This is a genomic window from Bradyrhizobium sp. USDA 3256 (assembly GCF_054058275.1).
Window position 1 is genome coordinate 5,681,550 of the sequence record NZ_JBSSAE010000002.1, and the last position, 19,343, is coordinate 5,700,892.

General features: G+C 64.9%; 19 protein-coding genes, 1 tRNA gene and 1 pseudogene. 12 read left to right on the top strand and 9 right to left on the bottom strand.

The window, feature by feature from the left end; all coding sequences use genetic code 11:
• Positions 1-112 precede the first annotated feature (112 nt).
• From ACVWY5_RS28795 to ACVWY5_RS28805, 3 genes are all read left to right on the top strand, one after another.
• Positions 113-718 carry a DUF1134 domain-containing protein gene (locus ACVWY5_RS28795; RefSeq protein WP_016843676.1) on the top strand — a complete coding sequence of 202 codons (606 nt, stop codon included), beginning with the start codon at positions 113-115 and terminating at the stop codon, positions 716-718.
• Between the two features lie 236 nt (positions 719-954).
• Positions 955-2,238, top strand: coding sequence for a coiled-coil domain-containing protein (locus ACVWY5_RS28800; protein WP_028338176.1), 1,284 nt, complete (start codon positions 955-957; stop codon positions 2,236-2,238).
• 113 nt (positions 2,239-2,351) lie between these two features.
• Positions 2,352-2,426: transfer RNA gene (locus tag ACVWY5_RS28805), tRNA-Val, on the top strand.
• 90 nt (positions 2,427-2,516) lie between these two features.
• Here the strand turns inward: ACVWY5_RS28805 and ACVWY5_RS28810 are convergent.
• Positions 2,517-2,822, bottom strand: a complete 306-nt coding sequence (locus ACVWY5_RS28810) for a hypothetical protein (RefSeq protein ID WP_028338177.1) — start codon at positions 2,820-2,822, stop codon at positions 2,517-2,519.
• A 178-nt stretch (positions 2,823-3,000) separates the two neighbouring features.
• Between ACVWY5_RS28810 and ACVWY5_RS28815 the strand changes: the two genes are divergently transcribed.
• Positions 3,001-3,372 carry a DUF4118 domain-containing protein gene (locus ACVWY5_RS28815; RefSeq protein WP_028338178.1) on the top strand — a complete coding sequence of 124 codons (372 nt, stop codon included), beginning with the start codon at positions 3,001-3,003 and terminating at the stop codon, positions 3,370-3,372.
• Between the two features lie 69 nt (positions 3,373-3,441).
• On the opposite strand, the gene ACVWY5_RS28820 is transcribed toward ACVWY5_RS28815, so the two are convergent.
• On the bottom strand, positions 3,442-3,582 hold the full coding sequence (locus tag ACVWY5_RS28820) for a hypothetical protein (RefSeq protein WP_167350374.1): 141 nt from the start codon (positions 3,580-3,582) through the stop codon (positions 3,442-3,444).
• A 171-nt stretch (positions 3,583-3,753) separates the two neighbouring features.
• On the opposite strand from ACVWY5_RS28820, the gene ACVWY5_RS28825 reads away from it, so the two are divergent.
• The gene (locus tag ACVWY5_RS28825) at positions 3,754-4,002 is read left to right on the top strand and encodes a hypothetical protein (protein WP_321177241.1); all 249 of its coding nucleotides are present in this window, start codon (positions 3,754-3,756) and stop codon (positions 4,000-4,002) included.
• Positions 4,003-4,218: 216 nt separating this feature from the next.
• On the opposite strand, the gene ACVWY5_RS28830 is transcribed toward ACVWY5_RS28825, so the two are convergent.
• The 3 genes from ACVWY5_RS28830 to ACVWY5_RS28840 form a co-directional block, all read right to left on the bottom strand.
• Positions 4,219-4,371 carry a hypothetical protein gene (locus tag ACVWY5_RS28830; RefSeq protein WP_321177240.1) on the bottom strand — a complete coding sequence of 51 codons (153 nt, stop codon included), beginning with the start codon at positions 4,369-4,371 and terminating at the stop codon, positions 4,219-4,221.
• 41 nt (positions 4,372-4,412) lie between these two features.
• Positions 4,413-4,961 carry a hypothetical protein gene (locus ACVWY5_RS28835; RefSeq protein ID WP_051376435.1) on the bottom strand — a complete coding sequence of 183 codons (549 nt, stop codon included), beginning with the start codon at positions 4,959-4,961 and terminating at the stop codon, positions 4,413-4,415.
• A 142-nt stretch (positions 4,962-5,103) separates the two neighbouring features.
• Positions 5,104-6,651, bottom strand: a complete 1,548-nt coding sequence (locus ACVWY5_RS28840) for an acetolactate synthase large subunit (RefSeq protein WP_028338180.1) — start codon at positions 6,649-6,651, stop codon at positions 5,104-5,106.
• 326 nt (positions 6,652-6,977) lie between these two features.
• Between ACVWY5_RS28840 and ACVWY5_RS28845 the strand changes: the two genes are divergently transcribed.
• Together ACVWY5_RS28845 and ACVWY5_RS28850 are read left to right on the top strand one after the other, a co-directional pair.
• Complete coding sequence (locus ACVWY5_RS28845; protein ID WP_038378145.1) at positions 6,978-7,553, top strand: L,D-transpeptidase; 576 nt, start codon at positions 6,978-6,980, stop codon at positions 7,551-7,553.
• A gap of 93 nt (positions 7,554-7,646) precedes the next feature.
• Entirely contained in the window at positions 7,647-8,447 is an 801-nt protein-coding gene (locus ACVWY5_RS28850) for a DUF2927 domain-containing protein (RefSeq protein WP_028338182.1), read from the top strand.
• A gap of 183 nt (positions 8,448-8,630) precedes the next feature.
• On the opposite strand, the pseudogene ACVWY5_RS28855 reads toward ACVWY5_RS28850, so the two are convergent.
• Positions 8,631-9,617 (bottom strand): annotated as a pseudogene (locus tag ACVWY5_RS28855) (IS30 family transposase); the annotation flags it as partial.
• A gap of 705 nt (positions 9,618-10,322) precedes the next feature.
• On the opposite strand from ACVWY5_RS28855, the gene ACVWY5_RS28860 reads away from it, so the two are divergent.
• Entirely contained in the window at positions 10,323-11,318 is a 996-nt protein-coding gene (locus ACVWY5_RS28860) for a LysR family transcriptional regulator (RefSeq protein ID WP_028334981.1), read from the top strand.
• Between the two features lie 14 nt (positions 11,319-11,332).
• On the opposite strand, the gene ACVWY5_RS28865 is transcribed toward ACVWY5_RS28860, so the two are convergent.
• Positions 11,333-11,545: a hypothetical protein gene (locus ACVWY5_RS28865; protein WP_028334980.1), complete on the bottom strand. Its 213-nt coding sequence runs from the start codon at positions 11,543-11,545 to the stop codon at positions 11,333-11,335.
• Between the two features lie 450 nt (positions 11,546-11,995).
• Between ACVWY5_RS28865 and ACVWY5_RS28870 the strand changes: the two genes are divergently transcribed.
• The gene (locus tag ACVWY5_RS28870) at positions 11,996-13,144 is read left to right on the top strand and encodes an ABC transporter substrate-binding protein (protein ID WP_028334979.1); all 1,149 of its coding nucleotides are present in this window, start codon (positions 11,996-11,998) and stop codon (positions 13,142-13,144) included.
• Positions 13,145-13,252: 108 nt separating this feature from the next.
• Here ACVWY5_RS28870 and ACVWY5_RS28875 read toward each other — a convergent pair whose 3' ends face one another.
• Positions 13,253-14,377 (bottom strand): M48 family metallopeptidase, encoded by a 1,125-nt coding sequence (locus ACVWY5_RS28875; RefSeq protein ID WP_028334978.1) that lies wholly within the window; start codon positions 14,375-14,377, stop codon positions 13,253-13,255.
• Between the two features lie 4 nt (positions 14,378-14,381).
• The gene (locus ACVWY5_RS28880) at positions 14,382-15,533 is read right to left on the bottom strand and encodes a DUF898 family protein (RefSeq protein WP_028334977.1); all 1,152 of its coding nucleotides are present in this window, start codon (positions 15,531-15,533) and stop codon (positions 14,382-14,384) included.
• A gap of 266 nt (positions 15,534-15,799) precedes the next feature.
• Here ACVWY5_RS28880 and ACVWY5_RS28885 point away from each other — a divergent pair, with 266 nt between their 5' ends.
• The 3 genes from ACVWY5_RS28885 (at position 15,800) to ACVWY5_RS28895 (ending at position 18,993) form a co-directional block, all read left to right on the top strand.
• Positions 15,800-16,174, top strand: coding sequence for a hypothetical protein (locus ACVWY5_RS28885; protein WP_028334976.1), 375 nt, complete (start codon positions 15,800-15,802; stop codon positions 16,172-16,174).
• A 242-nt stretch (positions 16,175-16,416) separates the two neighbouring features.
• Positions 16,417-17,688: a cytochrome P450 gene (locus ACVWY5_RS28890; protein WP_028334975.1), complete on the top strand. Its 1,272-nt coding sequence runs from the start codon at positions 16,417-16,419 to the stop codon at positions 17,686-17,688.
• A 30-nt stretch (positions 17,689-17,718) separates the two neighbouring features.
• A complete protein-coding gene (locus ACVWY5_RS28895) occupies positions 17,719-18,993 on the top strand; it encodes a cytochrome P450 (RefSeq protein ID WP_028334974.1) in 1,275 nt (424 codons plus the stop codon).
• Positions 18,994-19,343 lie beyond the last annotated feature (350 nt).

Here is a 19,343-nt window from a genome sequence, read left to right on the forward strand (position 1 = left end):
TAGTTGATACCGATAACATCCGAGTCGAGGGGACACCGGGCGCAACCTAGAGCCGTGCCTGTTGGCATCAGGTTAAAGGGCAGCGCCCGGATTTCGATAGCAGGGGTTCTTAATGACTTTCGCATCACGCCTTGCCGCGGTCGCGTTTGCCGCGCTGATGTGCTGGAGCGCAGGGGCGTCCGCGCAGCAGGGCCCGCCACCGCAATATCCGCCGCCACAGCGTGAACCGACCCCGTATACTTACGGGCCCGACGAACTGGTCAATGCCGGACACAAGTTCTTCGGCAATGTCTCGCGCGGACTCGCCTCGGTCATCGAGCGCGCCGTCAGCCAGTGGGGCCTGCCCAACGGTTATGTGCTCGGCGAGGAAGGCTCCGGCGCCTTCGTGGCCGGGCTGCGCTATGGCGAAGGCACGCTCTACACCAAGAACGCCGGCGACCTCAGGGTCTACTGGCAGGGTCCCTCGGTCGGCTTCGACTGGGGCGGCGACGGCGCGAGGACCATGACGCTGGTCTACAACCTGCCTTCGACCCAGGCGATCTATCAGCGCTTCGTCGGGATCGACGGCTCGGCCTATATCGTCGGCGGCTTCGGCATGACGGCGCTGACCGCCAACAACATCGTGCTGGTCCCGATTCGCTCGGGCATCGGCCTGCGGCTCGGCGCCAGCGTCGGCTATCTCAAATTCACCCCGCGCGCGACCTGGAACCCGTTCTAGAGCGTTTCCAGCGCATTGGACGGCGGTTCGCATCAAGAAAGCGCATCAAGACAGAATCCAGAGCCTCGTTCCGATTCATCGGAACGAAGCGCGAGGTCGCAGCCCTGATCGGACGATGAGGCCGGCGCTCCGGCACGGTTAGCAATTCAGGTTAACGCGGCAATCGGGCTGGCCTTGGGCCAGCCCGCCGTGGCATTGTGATTAACAAATTCCTTCTTTTCTTGGAGTGACCCTTCATGATCGAGCCGATCATGTACGCGGCGATCGGTTTCCTGATCTCGATGCTGTGCGGCCTGATGATCGTTCCGCTGGTGCACAACCGGGCGGTGCGGCTAACTACGCGCCGCATGGAGGCGGCCACCCCGCTGTCGATGGCCGAGATCCAGGCCGACAAGGACCAACTCCGCGCCGAATTCGCCATGTCGGCCCGCCGGCTCGAGATGAGCGTCGACCAGCTCAAGAGCAAGACCACGAGCCAGCTCGCCGAGCTCGGCAAGAAGACCGATGCGATCAACCGCATGAAGATCGAGCTCGGCGAGAAGAACGCCGCGATCTTCGCGCTGGAGGCACGCGAGAAGGCGATGAAGGAGCAGCTTCGCGCCACCGAGGAAGAGTTCTCGGCCAAGACCGAGCTGTTGCGCAACGCCGAGCAGGCGCTGACCGACAAGCAGGGCGAGCTTGGCAAGATCAACGCCGAGCTCAACGACCGCGCGATGACCGCCGACAGCCGCCAGATCGAACTGGTCGCGGTGCGGACCCAGGTCGAGGAGCTGAAGAACCGGGTCGGCGATGCCGCCAGGGAATTCGCGGCAACTGAGGCCCGCCTCGCCCAGGAGCGCAACCAGTCGGAAACCGCAACGCGCGATCTCACCGACGCGCGCGGCCGGGTCGAGAATCTGAGCCAGCGCGTCACCGACCTCGACCGCCAGCTCGTCGCCCAGGTCAAGGAAGCCGAGCTGCTCGGCAACCGCGTCAACGACCTCGAGACGCGGCTTGCGACCCAGGGCAAGCTGCTTGCCGAGCGTGAATTCGAGAACGGCCAGTTGAAGCAGGCCAACGCCGCCGCCGAGCGGACTGTGCAGGAGCTGCGCGAGGAGATCGCAGCAGTGGGCGGCGGCAAATCCTCCGCGCTCGACAAGCTGCGCCAGGAGAAGACTCAAGTCGAGGAGCAGCTGCGCACCGTCAGCGACGAGCGCGGCAAGCTGCAGCGCGACATCAATGCCATCCAGCAGCAGGCCGAGAGTTCCTGGGCGACCGAGCGGATGGAGAATGCGCTGCTGCGCGAGCGCATCAACGACATCGCCGCCGAGGTGGCCAAGCTCGCGATCCAGCTCGAGGGCCCGAATTCGGCGATCGAGGCCATGCTGGCGGCGGAGCCGACGGTGCCGGGCAAGGCGGCGGCCAAGCCCGCCAACGGCGTCTCGCCGGGCAGCGGCATGCCCGAGGGCGGCGGCACGCTCGCCGAGCGCATCCGGGCGCTGCAGTCACATGCCTCCCGCGCCCGCCAGCAAGGGGCGTAATTCCTATAGGGTTTGGCTTGACACCCCTACCCGGCACTTCGTAAATCGCACGCTCTGACGAAGCGCCGCACTCGACCGGCCGCCGACCAGCGGCCTTTGGCACGTCACATCCCGGACGCATAGCTCAGCGGGAGAGCGTTCCCTTCACACGGGAGAGGTCCAAGGTTCGATCCCTTGTGCGTCCACCATTCCCCTTCGGGACCGCCTCATCAAAAATGTCGAAAACAACCCCATGCAAAGTAGCCGACGCGTTAGCGGCGGCGGCCGGCCTTTCCAGCTCACTGCCGGCGGCGGTGCGGCGCGGGTGACGGGTTGGCGGTGCGCCGGCTGAGTTCGCCGAGCAGGTCGCGTACCGCGCCGTCGAGTTCATCGGGTGGCGGGATGGCGTGATCGGCGCCCTGTGTGCCGGTCGGCCGATACCAGCCGCGGGCGGAGCCATCGTCATTTGCGGCGCGAACCTGCGGCGCGCGAACGTGAACGCGCAGGGCAGACCGCCGTCTGCGGCGAGAGATCAGCTCGCGCACGCCGTACCCCGATACGAACCCGATCCCGGCGACGAGAACGACAATCAGAAGCTCGAGCATCGTGTTGTCCCCAATCGCCGTGCCGCAACGCAATATGCGCGACAATACGGCGGCGGCTTGACCGGGCCGGTTCCTTTTCACTGTATCGAGCACAACCCTGCCCCTCGGAATCGTACGGGGTTTTGTTTGCAGGCCTCCTCGGCTACCTTCCCGGAACTCGCTGGGGCCGGGAGTCTCGATGCGCAAGGGCAACGACTACATTTTGAAGCTGCGGCCTTGGTCGTTGTCGACATTCGTCGTCGCCCTGCTTGCGGTGGTGCTGGCCACCGCGACCCAGGAGATGTTCGCAAGCTTCGGCATGCAGTTCTATTTCGCGGGCTTCGTGCCGGCGATCCTGATCGCCGGCCTGATGGGCGGCGCGCCCGCCGGCGCCTTTGCCACCATCATCACGGTACCGATCGTCTGGTGGGCGTTCATGCCGCCCTATTTCGAGTTCGCCTGGCCGACGGCCGGCGACTATGACAGCCTGGCGATGTTCCTGCTGTCGAGTGCGCTCTTGGTCTGCTTCTCGCAACTCTATCGGGAAGGGCTGGCAATTCTGCGGAAGTAGCGGGCGGCGCAGGCCGCGACCGGCCGCCAGCGACAGCGCGCCGGCTGCCTTGTCGTGGATCGTTCAACCTCAGATCCCGAACATCCAGATCGCGACGATGGTGGCCAGCGTCGCCACGCCGCTGATGGTCCAGCCCGCCGCGTAGAAGGTATCCTCGGGGGCGGTGTCGAGCACCGTATTGGTGGTTTCCGTCACTGACCGCCAGCGCATGGCGTCTCTCCTCGGAACTCCTGCCCGGCCAGATAACGCGGCGCCCGGTTCCCGGTTCCGCGATGGCCATGCCGTTCACGCAGAGCTCACGGACTGCTGATCGGCGCCGCGGAACCCTGCGACATTCTGTCCCGTTGAGGCTCGCCGGAAACCAACTTGGGAGAACATCCGATGCGAACACTGATCCTCGCCGCCACCGCCCTTGCCTTCGTCTCGTCCACCGCGCTCGCGCAGGACAAGGCGGGCGGGAGCCCGGCCCCCCTTGCGCAAAGCGGCGACACCGCAACCAAGGGCGAAGCGGCCAAGGCGCCGAAGAAGAAAGCGAAGAAGACCGCCAAGAAATCGAGCGCCAAGACCGGTGCCAAGACCGGTGCCACGACCGGTGCCGCCACGACCGGCAGCGATGCCACCAAGCAATAAATAGAAACAATCGCGCTCGGTGATCCACTTGGCGATCACGGACTTCGCGATCACGGAAAAGGCCGCCCGAAGGCGGCCTTTTTACTGTCTCGGTGCGGATGTCGCCTCGGCCGTCGCGTCGCAATCAGGTGCGCCGACCACCTCAGGCCGTGGAAGTTGGGGCGTTGGAAGTTGGGGCAGTGGAAGTTGGTTCAGTGCAAGCTGGACCAGCGAAAGTCAGACCAGCGAATTCAGGTGCGGGAGGGGGAGCGAAAGAGTTGCGAAGCTGATAATCCGCACCGCCATCGGATCGTTCTGAAAATTGACCACCAGCTCCAGGAATTGCTCCACCTCCCGCATCTTCTGTTGTGCCGCGCGTGCAGGGGCCACGCATGATCCAAACGGGCTATCACTGCAACGCGGAGAAAGATTCATCGGTAGGCTAAATGCGGAGCGCCATTGTCGCGCCTGTTCGCGAGCCCGCTCTCGCGGAGCCGCTCGGCAAACCAGAGCGATGTCGCGCTATCGATGGCTCCGCCGGCATAGACCTCGGAAAAGCTCACCCCGCTGTGTCCGACGATCACCAGCACGCCCATCGCATAGGCAAACCAGACATTCGGATCGGTCAGCGCCTGCAGCTTGCGCTGATCGTGCTCGATCGGCTGGTGATTGCTGTCCTTGCGCAGTTCGATGGCCAGGAGATTGTTCGGGATGTCGCGTTGATGCACGACGATATCGGGATAGATCGACTTGCCGAGATGGTCGTCGGTCGAGCTCCCCGAGCCGCGCGGCAGCCGCAGCGTGCGCTCGCCGAGCCGGTCGTAGTTGCAATCGACCTGCCAGCCGGAAAATTGCCGCTCGACGTAGACCGCCAGCCGGTGAGTGAGCGTTCGCTCGCCGAGATCGCGCTCCAGCAGGAACATCTCCTGCGCATAGAATTCCTCCACGGCGGCGATCACCTTGTTCAGCTCGGTCTGCATCGACGCCTCCGACTGGACTAAAGCGCGATGAGATCAGGTAGCCCATCATCGCGCTTTAGCTTGTTGTTTGAGCATAATCTTTTCGGAAAACCGCTTCGCACTTTTCCGGATCATGCTCTGGGCCGCCGCCGCAACTACGCCCTTACATCTGCACTTCGATCAGCCGCGGTCCCGGCTCCGCAACGGCTTCCGCGAGCGCCTTGTTGAACTCGTCGGCCGTCGTCACCGCCCTGCCCGGCACCCCCATACCCCGGGCGAGCGCGACGAAGTCGAGCGTCGGCCGGTCGATCTTCAGCATGTCCTGCGCCCGCTTGCCCGGCTCGCCGGCGCCGACGCCGTCGAACTCGCCACGCAGGATCTGATAGATGCGGTTGGCGAACACGATGGTCACCACGTTGAGTCCCTCGCGCGCCTGGGTCCACAGCGACTGGATCGTGTACATCGCGCTGCCGTCGCCGACCATGCAGATCACCTTGCGGTCCGGACAGGCGACCGCGGCGCCGGTTGCCACCGGCGTCGAGAAGCCGATCGAGCCGCCCATGTTCTGCAGCCAGTCATGCGGCGCGGCCGCGGCGGTCGGCGGGAAGAAGCCGCGGCCGGTGGTGACGGATTCATCGACCATGATGGCGTTCTCGGGGATCGCGCACGCAATCGCCTGCGCGATCGTGGCGTGGTTGAGCGCGCCGGTCGGCTTGGCCAGTTCCTGCAATTGCTGCGGCTTGACGTCCTGCGCGGTCGCATGCAGTGCACCCGCGAGCGCCTCGAGCGCCGCGACCGAATTCTCGCCCCAGGCGGTCATGCGATGCACCTCGCATCCTTCCGCCTTCAGCATGCTCGGCTTGTTCGGATAGGCGAAGAACGCCACGGGATCGTTGGCCTCGACCAGCACGATGTGACGGAAACTCTTCAGGATCGGCAGCGCCTGCTCGATCACATAGGGAATCCGGTTGATCGAGAAGCGGCTGCGGCCGCGCGCCATCCGCGGGTGATAGGTCTGGCCCATCACCGTGCAGCCGGTCTTGCCGGCGATGCGCTCGGCGAGCGCCAGCCCGTGCTCGGTCAGCGCGCTGCCGGTGACGAGCAGCAGCGTATGCGCGGCATCGCCGTGCAGGATTTTCGCCGCGGTATCGACCGCCTGCGGCGAATAGCTCGGGCGCTGCGTGTCCACGGGCACCTCGGCGGTGCCGTCGGCTTCGTTCCAGGCGGTGTCGGCCGGCAGGATCAGGGTTGCGATCTGCGGCGGCGCGCTCCTGGCGGCGGCGATCGCGGCCGCGCCGTCGGCGGCAACCGACTTGGCATCCGGCGAGGTGCGCACCCAGGACGACATCGGCCGCGCCAGGCCCTCGATGTCCGATGTCAGCGGCGCGTTGTAGCCGATGTGGTAGGTGGCATGCTGGCCGACGATGTTGACGATGCCGGAATGCGCCTTCTTGGCGTTGTGCAGATTGGCAAGGCCGTTGGCGAGGCCGGGCCCGAGATGCAGCAGCGTCGAGGCCGGCGTTCCCTTCATGCGGAAATAGCCGTCGGCCGCACCGGTCACCACGCCTTCGAACAGACCGAGCACGCAGCGCATGCCCGGGACCTTGTCCAGCGCCGCGACGAAATGCATCTCCGAGGTGCCGGGATTGGTAAAACAGACATCCACGCCGCCTGCGACCAATGTCCGCACCAGACTTTCCGCACCGTTCATGCTCTCGCTCCCATTTCGAGATGTTCTTGAGGTCGCTCAGAGCACGATCCGATCCGATTGAATCGGATCATGCTCTCATCCTTTTGTTTGGTCGCGTTTTCTTGACGCGAACCGGTACCCACTTCGCTCGAAAACGCTCCAGATCAACCATTCTTCAGCGGCTTCGTCAAAGGCTTGGCCGGACAATGCAGGTATCGCTTCCGATCTGTTGCCTTTTTAAACCGTGTTGTTCGAAAATGCCTGAGGTCACGGCTTCGTCGCTTGCGAAACGCCGGTAATTGTGGCCTCTCTGACTGCATATTTGATTGTTCGCGAGGACGACGACCATGCGCCCGATTGCCTTGATGTTTGCCGCGCTCACGATCCTGGCAGGTGCCGGCCAGGCCCACGCCCAGTTCTTCGATTCCCGCGGCTATCAGTCCGAAGCCCCGAGCTTCTTCGGCGGCGGCGGCGCAAGCCCGATCCCGCGCACCACCGTCAACTACCCGACCAACTACGCCCCCGGCACCATCGTGGTGAACACCGCCGAACGCCGGCTCTATCTGGTGCTGGCGAACGGCCAGGCGCTGCGCTACGGCATCGGCGTCGGCCGCGACGGCTTCCGCTGGAGCGGTGTCCACCGCATCTCCGCAAAGAAGGAATGGCCGTCGTGGACGCCGCCGTCGCAGATGCTGCGCCGCCGCCCCGATCTGCCGCGCCACATGAACGGCGGCATCGAGAACCCGCTCGGCGCGCGCGCGATGTATCTCGGCTCGACGCTCTATCGCATCCACGGCTCGAACGAGCCGGAGACGATCGGCCAGGCCGTCTCGTCGGGCTGCTTCCGCATGACCAACGACGACGTCACCGATCTCTATGGTCGCGTCTCGGTCGGCACCACCGTGGTGGTGAAGAACAATTGATCGCGTCGATTTCAACGGAACCAGGCGCCGCCATTCGGCAAGATCGCTGATCCCGCCTTGCGCTGCCGCAAACCTTGCGGCAGCGTTGTCACAATGCCCCAGCACCGTCCTTCGATCCTCGTCCTTATCGCCGCAACGCTCGCCGCTTGCCTCGCTGATGCCGCGCTGCCCGCGGCCGCCACCGAGGTACCGGCGATCGCCGCGCGCCAGCGCAACGAGAAGAAGGTCTTCACCGACGCCGAGATCGTCGAGGGCTTTCTGAAAACCGCGTTCGGCGCCGAATATCATCTCGCCGGGCGGGTCGACCGCATCCGCAAGTACGACAGTCCGGTGCGCGTGTTCGCCGACGGCAGCCGCGCCGACCGCAAGGCGCAGCTTGCCAAGGTCGTCGCCGACATCCGCAGCAAGGTGCAGCATCTCGACATCGCGATGACCGAGAACAACGAAGCGGCCAATGTCGTGGTCAAGCTGGTGCGCGACCGCGAGCTGTACCGCACGATCGCGACCTTCTACGGCCAGGATCGCGCCAGGGAGATCCGCTCCTCGCTCGACCCGCAATGCCTGTCCGGCTTCCGCAAGAACGAGAACTACGAGATCGAGCATTCCGACGTGATCCTCACCGTCGACAACGGCGATTTCGTCTTCCTCGACTGCGCCTATGAGGAGTTGTTGCAGTCGCTCGGCCCGATCAACGACACCGCCACCGTGCCCTGGACCATGTTCAATGACAACGTCTCGATGGGCTATTTCGACGTCTACGACCAATATCTGCTCAACCTGCTCTACGACCCCCGCATCAAGCCCGGCATGACCGTGCAGGAGGTCAAGGCCGTGCTGCCCGCCGTGCTCGCCGACGTCCGCGCCTGGGTGGCGAAGGTGAACCATCTGGAGTGAGTTGCGGCTTTTTTTGGTGCGCAATGCTCGTCGCGCACAACACCGTCGTCCCGGCCCCCGTGCGCAAGTGCGCACTAGGCCGGGACGACACTGGGTTTGTTGCGCCGCTTGTGAATCACGCAGCCGCGTTCTCGCGGCATGAGCGTGCGCTCTCCCCAATCGTCGTCCTGGCGAAAGCCAGGAGGTGGATTCACATTCGAAGTGCAACACTTGAGCAAAAGCCTCGGCAGGCGTGCGGTAGTCAAGGCATTTGCGCGGGGTGTTGTTGTAGGCGGCGATGAACTGGCGGAATCTGGCGGTCGAGAGGGTTACGAGATCGGTCTTGCGGGGAATAAAGCGGCGCATCCTGCCGATGGCGTTCTCGATGCCGCCCTTCTGCCAGGGGGCGTGGGGATCGCAGAAGAAGGTCTCGATCGAGAGGCGGTGCAGCGCCAGGTGACCGGCGAACTCGGTGCCGTTGTCGAAGGTCACGGTCTGGCGCAGCTCTTGTGGCAGGGTCGCGAAGAAGCCCACGAGATGGCGGGCGACACCGCGCGCGACCTTGCTGGCAAGGCGGATGCCGAGCAGCAGACGCGAGGTGCGCTCGTGCACGGTCAGCACGGCCTGACCGTATTTCGAGAACATCATCAGGTCGGCCTCCCAGTGTCCGGGCACGCTGCGGTCGGCCACTTCGATCGGCCGATTTGCCAAGGAAACACGGCCTTCGATGAAGCTTGCGGGGCTGCCGCCCCTCTTGCCGCGGCGGCCGCGCTTGCTCTTGGCGCGCGGCAGATAGCGCCGCCAGTTGAAGTTCGTGGTGCGCCTGAGTTGGGCATAGATGAAGCGGTAGATGGTCTCGTGCGAGATCACCTTGCGCCCGGACTCGCGGGCCAGCCGGCCGGCGACCTGCTCGGGCGACCAGCCCCGGCGAAGGCGTTCCAACACCGCGCGGCGCAGGCCGGGCTCCCGTTCGAGGCGTCCGCCCGTCCAGCGCCGCGCTCGCATCTGGTGCTGGGCATAGTTTGGCTTGTAGCCGACCTGGCTCCCCCGATTGCGCCTCAGTTCCCGAGAGACCGTTGATGGCGAGCGATCCAGAGCTGCCGCGATTTGCCGGACCGAGCTGCCATTGGCCGATAGGCAGGCAATCTCGCATCGGTCGTCCAGAGAGAGCTGCTTGTAACTCCGCCCCATGGCAACACCTCCTCAAGGAAGTGTTGCACTTCGTTTGTGAACTCAGGGGACCCATAACCACAGAACTTGATAATGAACGAGATCGCGGCCACAGCATCGCGCAACGATTGACATTTGGGGTAATGGGTCCGGCTTTCGCCAGGACGACGGCGGTGGATGGTCCTCGATTCATAATGACGAACACGCGGTATCATTACCCGCGCATGCACGTGATCCAGTATTCCAGAGGCCTCTGAGTTCAATCCGATAGACTGCGGCGTAGTGGACAACCCGGACAAGCCGGGCGATGACAGATGAGGATGAGCATATAGCTTCGCATTTTCGCGACATGTTTTGCCCGAGCTTTGCATCTCGTTCCGCCCTCTCCTCAAGGAGGGCGCAGGGAAAGCCGGGTCCCGATCGCACCCATGGGTCCCGCGTAACAAAAACGCGGGAGGTAGGACCACAGGTGCAACCGGGAACAACCCGGCCTTTCCTGCGCGATGGGTTACGGCTTATACGTGCTCTCCCCGGTGAGACTGGGCTTTGTGGTCACCGTCTCGCGAAGATGCTTCGTGCCTCGCTTCGCCCGAGGTCCGCGCGCGCACCGAAGGCATGGTCGCGTGGCGGCCGTCCTGACTTCTCGCATTGGTTGTATTATAATCGCATGACAATGCACGACGCAGGTCGGATGCGCGCCAAAAAAGTGTGCTATAAGCGTGCGCGATGATCGAGCTTCCCCGTACCCAGGCCTTGCGTTGCTTCATCACGGTTGCCCGTGAGGGCACGGTATCGCGCGCAGCGGCGATGCTGAAACTGACCCAGCCCGCGGTCAGCCTGCAACTGAAGGCACTCGAGGAAAGCACCGGGCTGCAGCTGTTCAACCGCACCCCTGCCGGATTCACCCTGACCGAGGCCGGCGCCGCGCTGCTGCCGCTGGCGCACCGGGCGGTCGCGGCCGCCTCCGATTTCAAGGCGATGGCGGACTCGCTGAACGAGGCACAGCGCGGCACGCTGCGCGTCGGCACCATCCTCGACCCCGAATTCACCCGGCTCGGACCGTTCGTGCGCAGCCTTGCGATGTCCTCGCAGCGCACCGAAGTCTTCCTGCGCCATGGCGTGAGCGACGACGTGCTGGCGCAGATCGGCCGCGGCGAGCTCGACGTCGGCTACTATGTCGACGCCACGCCTCAGGACCAGCTCGTCCATCACAGCTTCACCGAACGGACCATCGCCGACGGCCGCTACCAGCTCGCCCCGCTGCTTTGCTACGACTACCGGGTGATCGCACCGATCGCCTGGCGCGACCGGGTGATGGGCAAGGGCTGGGTCGAGCTCGCCGAGCTGCCCTGGCTCGCGACACCGCCGCACTCCGGCCACCGGCGGCTGCTCGACGACATCTTCCGCCCGCTCGGCGCATTGCCGAAGCGAATCGGCTACACCGACCAGGAAGAGGCGATGATCGACTTCGTCGAATCCGGCCTCTGCCTCAGCCTCGCCCGCGACAACGTGCTGGCGCCGCGGATGGCGCGGCCGCATCAGTTCGTGGTCGCCGACAAGGTGAAGCTGACCTGCGATCTCTCCTTCGCCAGCCTCGCCGCCCGCCGCCAGGAGCCGGTGATCGCGCACGCCTTCGCGAGCGTGCGCGCGGTGTGGAATATCAAGCCGGCAATCGCCGGCGCCGGACCGACGCGGACACGGAAGGTTGCGAAGAACGTGTGACGCGGACGCTCGGCTTAGGCCGCGACGACCAGCGGTCTCGTCATCTCCGCCATGGTCGGCACCAGCGACGGCGCTTCGCAATCCTGCAGAGCGAGCTCGTCGACGAGCTTGCGCAGCCTTGGCGGCAGATCGGCGTAATCGCCGCGCAGGGCATGGCGCAGCCGCTCGCCAATCTCTTCGCAGATAGCGCGCGCGTGCTCGGACGCAATCGGATGAGGCTCAATCATGGACGTGGACCGCCGGCGATGACTGCGCGCCGTCCCACCGCACTTCCGCAACCACGGATCCCGCATGTGCACATGCGATCAAGACGAGGATCCGAACAATGCTGAACATGGTTCGTACTCCCTTTTCCTGTCCTTCAATAACAGCAGGTCGTTGCCGCCCGATTAGGGAAACTGGTTCTCACGGCCTTTAAGGGATTGGTAAACGCGAGGTTCATGGCGGGCGGAGCCCGTTCAAGAGCTCCGGACGGCGTCGGCCTCGCCATTCCCGTTCGCCGTTCCGGCACTCCAGCCGATCAGGGCTGAACTCGAGCAGGCGCAGACCCTGCCCGCGTCGCCCAATGTCCCCAATCAGGGGGACAGACGGATCGGGCGGAATCGATATGATGCGCGAGCGGACGGCGGTCGGCTATCATCGGCCGCAGATAAAAAAACCTGCTGGGAGGATTTGTAATGAAGCTGGCCATGGCCGGACTGTTGACATTTGCGAGCGCGATCCTGGTCGCGCCGGGCGCGCGTGCCGACATCAAGGTCGGCGTCGTGGTGTCCGGATCCGGACCGGGCTCGGCGCTCGGCCAGCCGCAGATGCGCACCATCGCCGCGCTGCCGAAGGAGATCGGCGGCGAGAAGGTGACCTATATCGCGCTCGACGACGAGTCCGACCCGACCAAGGGCACGCAGAATGCGCGGCGCCTGGTGATCCAGGACGGCGTCGATATCCTGATCGGCTCCTCGCTCACCCCGGTGACCATGCCGATGCTCGACGTCGCCGTGGAGAGCAAGACGCCGATCATCTCGCTCGCGGCGGCGACCGCGATCGTGCAGCCGATGGACGACCGCCGCCGCTGGGCGTTCAAGGTGGTGCCCAATGACGACCTGATGGCGGCGGCCGTCCTGAAATACATCGCTAAATCCGGCATCAAGACGCTCGGCTATATCGGCGTCTCCGACGGCTATGGCGAAGGCTATTACAAGGAGGTGTCGCGGCTCGCCCCTCAGCTCGGCCTCACCGTGACGACGCATGAGGTCTATGCGCGCGCCGACACCAGCGCGATGGGCCAGGCGCTGAAGGTAATCGCGACCAATCCGGAAGCGGTGTTCATCGCCTCCGCCGGCACGCCCGCCGTGCTGCCGCAGGAGGCGCTGCGCAGCCGTGGCTATGCCGGCAAGATATTCCAGACCCATGGCGTGGCCTCGGAGGAGTTCATCAAGCTCGGCGGCGCCAATGTCGAGGGCGCGATCTTCACCGGCGAGGCCTTCACCATCGCCGACGATCTGCCGGCGAACGATCCGTTCCGCCAGGTGCGCGACGAGTTCGTGTCGTCCTACGAGAAGGCCAACGGGCAGAAGCCGAACATCTTCGGCGCGCATCTGTGGGACGCCGTCACGCTGTTCAAGCGGGCGGCGGCGAATGCGCTGAAGACCGCAAAGCCCGGCACGGCGGAATTCCGCGCCGCGCTGCGCGACGAGCTCGAGCGCGGCAAGGACGTCTACCTGAACAACGGCCTCTCGACGATGAGCCCGACCGATCACAACGGCTATGACGAGCGATCGGCGTTCCTGATCAAGGTCGAGGGCGGCAAGTTCCGGCTGGTGAAGTAGGACGTAGGCCCGTCAGCCAGCAAAGACGTAGCCCGGATGAGCGAAGCGACATCCGGGATGCGCTTGACCCGCATGTCGCTTCGCTCATGCGGGCTACTTGCTTCGCCGTCACACCTTGCCCTTGCCAGATCCGCAGATGCCCTTCAGCGCCTGCCATTCGGCCGAGGACAACAGCGGCGGACCGTCGGGCCGGCTGGCGGCATCGGCCTTGTCCATGCGCGCGAGGCGGTCCTCGGTCAAGGGGTGGCTGGAGACGAGCGAGAGCCCCTTGCCGCCCTCCTTGCCGGTGACGCGAAACATCAGTTCGCCCATCGGCTTGGCCGGACGGCCGAGTTTGTGCATGGTCTCGATCGCGAAGCTGTCGGCGTTGGTCTCGGCGTCGCGGGAATAAGACGACGTCACCAGCGAGCGCGAGGCGAAGATCAGCGCACCGGAGCCGGTGACATCGCCGAACAACAGCCCGATCAGGAACGAGGTGCCGCCGTTGTGGATCAACTCGCGCATGCTGTCGCGGTGCCGGAGATGGCCGAGCTCATGCGCCAGGACGCCGGCGATCTCGTCGGGGTTCTCGGCTTTCTCCAGCAGCCCGTCGAACAAATAGACCTTGCCGCCGGGCAGCGCGAAGGCGTTCGGCACCGACGTCGCCAGCACGCCCGACTGCACCGACGTATCGAAGCCTGCGGACTGCCGCAACTTGCCGACCAGCTTCGCGAAGGCCGCCTGGCCGGCCGGATTGCTGCACGGCTTGCCGTCGAACAGCACCTTGACTTGCGCCTCCGCGACATCGCCGATGCGACGCTCGAACGAGTCGGGCACCAGCGGCGTCAGCCGCTCGGCGGCGAGCGGCACGCCGAACAGCACCACCAGCACAATCGACACCGCGGCCGCGAGCGACCAGCCGACGATCGCGGCGACACCCCTGCGGTTCGGCAAATCCGCCTCGAGCGTGTCGCAGCGCGCGACCAGCGCGGCGATCAGCCCGGCGTCGCGGATGTCGAGCCGCGCCAGAGGCGGTGCGGTCAGGCAGCTCAGCCGCAACAGGCCGGACGGGCTGTCGGCGCGGCGGATGTCGTGAAACGCCCAGCGCGCGAGCAGCGCGCCGTCTTCACGGATCTCCAGTGAGTCGGACAGTTTGAGCGCGACGATGCGCCGCCGGTTCGACACGCCGTCGAAGAAGACACCGCCGGGAGCCGGCGCCGCTGCGGAATTGGTCTGGCCGGAATCGGATTCCATGTAGCTAGAAGCCCCCGACGTCGAGGCCGTCGGCAAAGCCTTCGCCGAGCGCGTTGGCGAGCTCGCCGCGCGCGGTGACGTTGGCCGCCGCCCCGATGTTGTGCACGATTGTCGAGGACAGCACCCGGACCCAGAGATCGCGCATCAGATAGACGCGCAATACCACGTTCAGCGCCAGCGCAAAGGCGAGATAGCCGATGCCGAGCAGCACGATCAGCGGAATGCTCCTGGCGAACGCCTCGGTCCTGAAGAAGTCCGCGATCGAGGAGCCGTCCATGCTGGCGACCAGCAAGGTGCAGAGCGCGAGATAGGCCGCGAACACGACGCCGAGCAGCACGACCCAGCCGATCACCTTCCAGTACAGGCCGATCAGCGCGCCGCGGCGGAGGGTGGATTCCAGCCTCACTTCGCCGAAGCGGATTCCCGACAGCCACCAGCGCCACTCGACCGCCTTGAACGCGGCATAGGCGAACGGGGCGAAGATCGTGCTGTAGAGCGCGAACGGCATCAGGACCCAGAGCCACCAGCCCCGCTTGAAGAACTCCCAGCCGCGGCCGTCGAACGAGCCTTGCAGATCGCCGTAATAGGAGTGCCGCATCTTGTAGCGTTCGAGCGCCGCCTCGCGCCACGGCAGCGCGAGGCCGAGCGTGATCACGACCAGCACGCCCCAGAGCGAGGCCTTGAGCGCATAGACCCAGCCCGAGCCGCTCATCCAGAAGCGAACGCCACGCCACACCGTGCGGGTCAGGCGGTATCGCCGCGCGCGATAGATCGCGAACTGGCCGAACAGGTAGAAGAAGGCGACCAGCGGCAGCGAGGCGAACGCCTTGAAATGCTCGGCCTCGATGCCGATCAGGAAATAGCCGAGATAGATCGGCACCAGGATCGCGAGCGCGACCAGGAAGCCGATCAGGAGCTCCTTGCCGCGGCCGGTATATTCCGGCGCGTCGCCATCGATCTGGCTGTTCGACCACAGATGACGGCGGATGTCGGTGGTGAGCCAGAACCGGTAGAAGCCGACCGTGACCAGCTCGAGCCCGGCGCCGCGCGCGACCAGGCGGAAGAACTCCTTCCGGTTCCCTGAAAACGCCACCGGCATCGGCGGCGGAGCCGGTTGCGGAGGCGGCTGCGGCGGCCCGAGCGGGGTCCAGCTCATGTCGTTCACGGGATGGCTCCTGGCGGGACAATCTCTGGGTATCAAAAGCACAGATTGGTCGTCGCGAGTGTGATCCAGGTTTCACACAAGGTCGAGATCGCGGGACGACTTTTGGCGGGATGCGGTTGGCCATGCCTTAACGGCAATGCCGGAAAGCGCGCAGTCCTGGATCGACCGCCGGCGTCGAACCCCAAGGCAGCAATGACATACTTAACGATCAGGCGATGGAGGCGAAGACGCCGCCGCAAAGCGAGGAAACCGGAGCGATGACCAGATGGATCTTGTCGGCATGCTTCCTGGCGCTCACGGCAGCTCCGGCTGCTGCCGTCGACGTGCGGCTGGATTCCTATCGCAATCCCAAGAGTGAGAATTTCCGCATCTTCAATCATATGTACCTGGACGGCGTCAGGGGCGGCCTGATGGCCTCCAATGCCTGGCTGAAACGGCATGGCGGCCAATTGTTGTTCTGCATGCCCGACGACCTCGCACTGAGCAGCGAGCAGACCGAAGAGATCATGCTCAAGTCCGCCGACAAGCGCTCGGCGAAAGGTGAGATGGTGATCGCTCTCCTGCTGCTGTGGGGCATGCAGGACACCTACCCCTGCGAAAAACCCGCCGGCGAGAAAACCGGCAGTCAATAAACGGCGCCCGCACCATTCGCAGGCCGCCGCCCGCCCCAATCAAACGCCGTTTCAAACGGGCGTGGTCGCGGCCGCGGCCCCTTCCCCACCGGAAAAGCCCGGATTCGGCCGCTTTGGCCTGACATCAATGCGGCCAAATGCGCGTCGAGAGCCCTTGCGCAAACCGCGGAATGAGAATGTAATTCGGTAAAACATGCCGCGCCGGCTATGCCCCGGCAGCTCAAACGGTTGAGGAGCCGCTCATGCACGGGACCATCGATCTCGCCGACAACACGAATCTGGACGCCGCACGCGAACGCGCCAACTCGCTTGCGCTTTCGGACTACGATCCCGGCAATCCCGAGCTGTTCAAGACCGATACCTTCTGGCCGTATTTCGATCGGCTACGCCGCGAGGATCCGGTGCACTACTGCAAGGAGTCGATGTTCGGTCCGTACTGGTCGATCACCCGCTACAACGACATCATGGACATCGAGACCAATCACTCGGTGTTCTCCTCGGCCGCCTCGCTCGGCGGCATCACCATCCGCGACGTGCCGCCGGATCTGCGCCGCGAAAGCTTCATCGCGATGGACCAGCCGCGCCATTCGGCGCAGCGCAAGACCGTGGCGCCGATGTTCACGCCGACGCATCTCGACGATCTCGCCACCAACATCCGCAAGCGCTCGACCGAGTGCCTCGACAATCTGCCGCGCGGCGAAGTGTTCGACTGGGTCGACAAGGTCTCGATCGAGCTGACGACCCAGATGCTCGCGGTGCTGTTCGACTTTCCCTGGGAAGACCGCCGCAAGCTGACGCGCTGGTCCGACGTCGCGACCACCCTGCCCGGCGCCGGCGGCCTCGTCGCCACCGAAGACGAGCGGCAGGCCGAGCTGATGGAATGCGCGGGCTATTTCGCACGGCTGTGGAAGGAGCGCTCGAGCCAGCCGCCGAAGAGCGATCTGCTCTCGATGATGGCGCACAGCGACGCCACGCGAAACATGGACCCGAAGAACTTCCTCGGCAATCTGATCCTGCTGATCGTCGGCGGCAACGACACCACGCGCAACACGCTGTCCGGCAGCATTTATGCGCTGAGCAAGCATCCGGAGCAGTACCGCAAGCTCAAGGAGAACCCGGCGCTGATCGACAGCTTCGTGCCCGAGGTGATCCGCTGGCAGACGCCGCTCGCCCATATGCGGCGCACCGCGCTCGCCGACTACGAATTCCGCGGCCGCCAGATCAAGAAGGGCGACAAAGTGGTGATGTGGTACGTCTCGGGCAACCGCGACGAGGAAGCGATCGAGAAGCCCTACGAATTCCTGATCGACCGCGCCCGGCCGCGTACCCACATCTCGTTCGGCTTCGGCATCCACCGCTGCGTCGGCCTGCGGCTTGCCGAGCTGCAGCTCAAGATCATCTGGGAGGAGATCCTCAAGCGCTTCGACACCATCGAGGTGGTGGACGAGCCGCAGCGGGTGTATTCCAGCTTCATCAAAGGCTACGAGACGCTGCCAGTGCGCATCGCCGCCTGACGCGTCGCGAGCCAACCGGGATCAAGGAACATGAACGTCCAGACCGCCATCCGTGCCGACCGGGCCGAGTTGCTGCGCCAGGCCCGCGAGGAAGCGTATTCGACACCGCTCAAGGACTTTCATCCCGGCGCGCCAAAACTGTTCCAGAACGACACGCTGTGGCCGTGGTTCGAGCGGCTGCGCAAGGAAGAGCCGGTGCACTACTGCACCAATGCGCCGATCGAGCCGTACTGGTCGGTGGTGAAGTACAACGACATCATGCATGTCGACACCAGCCACGGCATCTTCTCCTCGGACTCCACGCTCGGCGGCATCTCGATCCGCGACGTGCCGCCCGGCTACGACTATCCGAGCTTCATCGCGATGGACCAGCCGAGGCACGCACATCAGCGCAAGACCGTCTCGCCGATGTTCACGCCCACGCATCTCGACGAGCTGGCAAAGCTGATCCGCCAGCGCTCGGCCAGCGTGCTCGACAATCTGCCGCGCAACGAGACCTTCAACTTCGTCGAGCGCGTCTCGATCGAATTGACCACCCAGATGCTGGCGACGCTGTTCGACTTCCCCTGGGAGGAGCGGCGCAAGCTGACGCGCTGGTCCGACGTCTCCACCGCGCTGCCGAAGAGCGGCATCGTCAACTCGCCGGAGCAGCGGCGGCAGGAGATGGACGAGTGCTACGCCTATTTCTCCAAGCTCTGGAACGAGCGGGTCAACGCCCCGCCGCGCAACGACCTCTTGTCGATGATGGCGCATAGCGACGCCACGCGGCACATGGACCCCGACAATCTGATGGGCAACATCATCCTGCTCATCGTCGGCGGCAACGACACCACGCGCAACACCATGAGCGGCTCGGTGCTGGCGCTGCACGAGCATCCAGACCAGTTCAGGAAGCTGAAGGACAATCCCGCACTGATCGACACCATGGTGCCCGAGGTGATCCGCTGGCAGACGCCGCTGGCGCATATGCGGCGCACTGCCCTTGTCGACACCGAGATCGGCGGCAAGACGATCAGGAAGGGCGACCGCGTCGTGATGTGGTACGTCTCCGGCAACCGCGACGACGAGGTGATCGACCGTCCGAACGAGTTCATCATCGACCGCCCGCGGCCGCGCATCCACCTGTCGTTCGGCTTCGGCATCCACCGCTGCGTCGGCATGCGGCTCGCCGAGCTGCAGCTTCGGATCGTCTGGGAAGAGATGCTGAAGCGCTTCGACCGCATCGAGGTGGTCGGCGAGCCGAAGCGGGTCTATTCCAGCTTCGTGCGCGGCATCGAGAACCTGCCGGTGCGAATCCCGGGCTGACGCGTCCGACGTCGGATATTCTGCTAATGTCGGAAAAGCGAGGCGTTTGGCCACAAACGCGATCAGTGCGCGTCTGTTGGAAAGCGGTTTCCCGCCGCGATGCATGAGCCGCAGCGCAGACCTGCACGGCGGATCCCCGGCGCCCGCCTCACCGTCGTGCCGAACGCCAAGCACCTCGTGCAGGAGGACGCTCCGGAGGCGATTGTCGGAGCGGTGCTCGACTTCTGGCAAGAGCAGCGGAGCCGTCACGCACGCTAGCTCGCGTACGGTCGTCTGAATGCAGCTCCGGACTATCTGGGAAGAATTGCTGAAGCGACGCATCAAGGCGGCCGGGCCGCCAATGGGGCCCC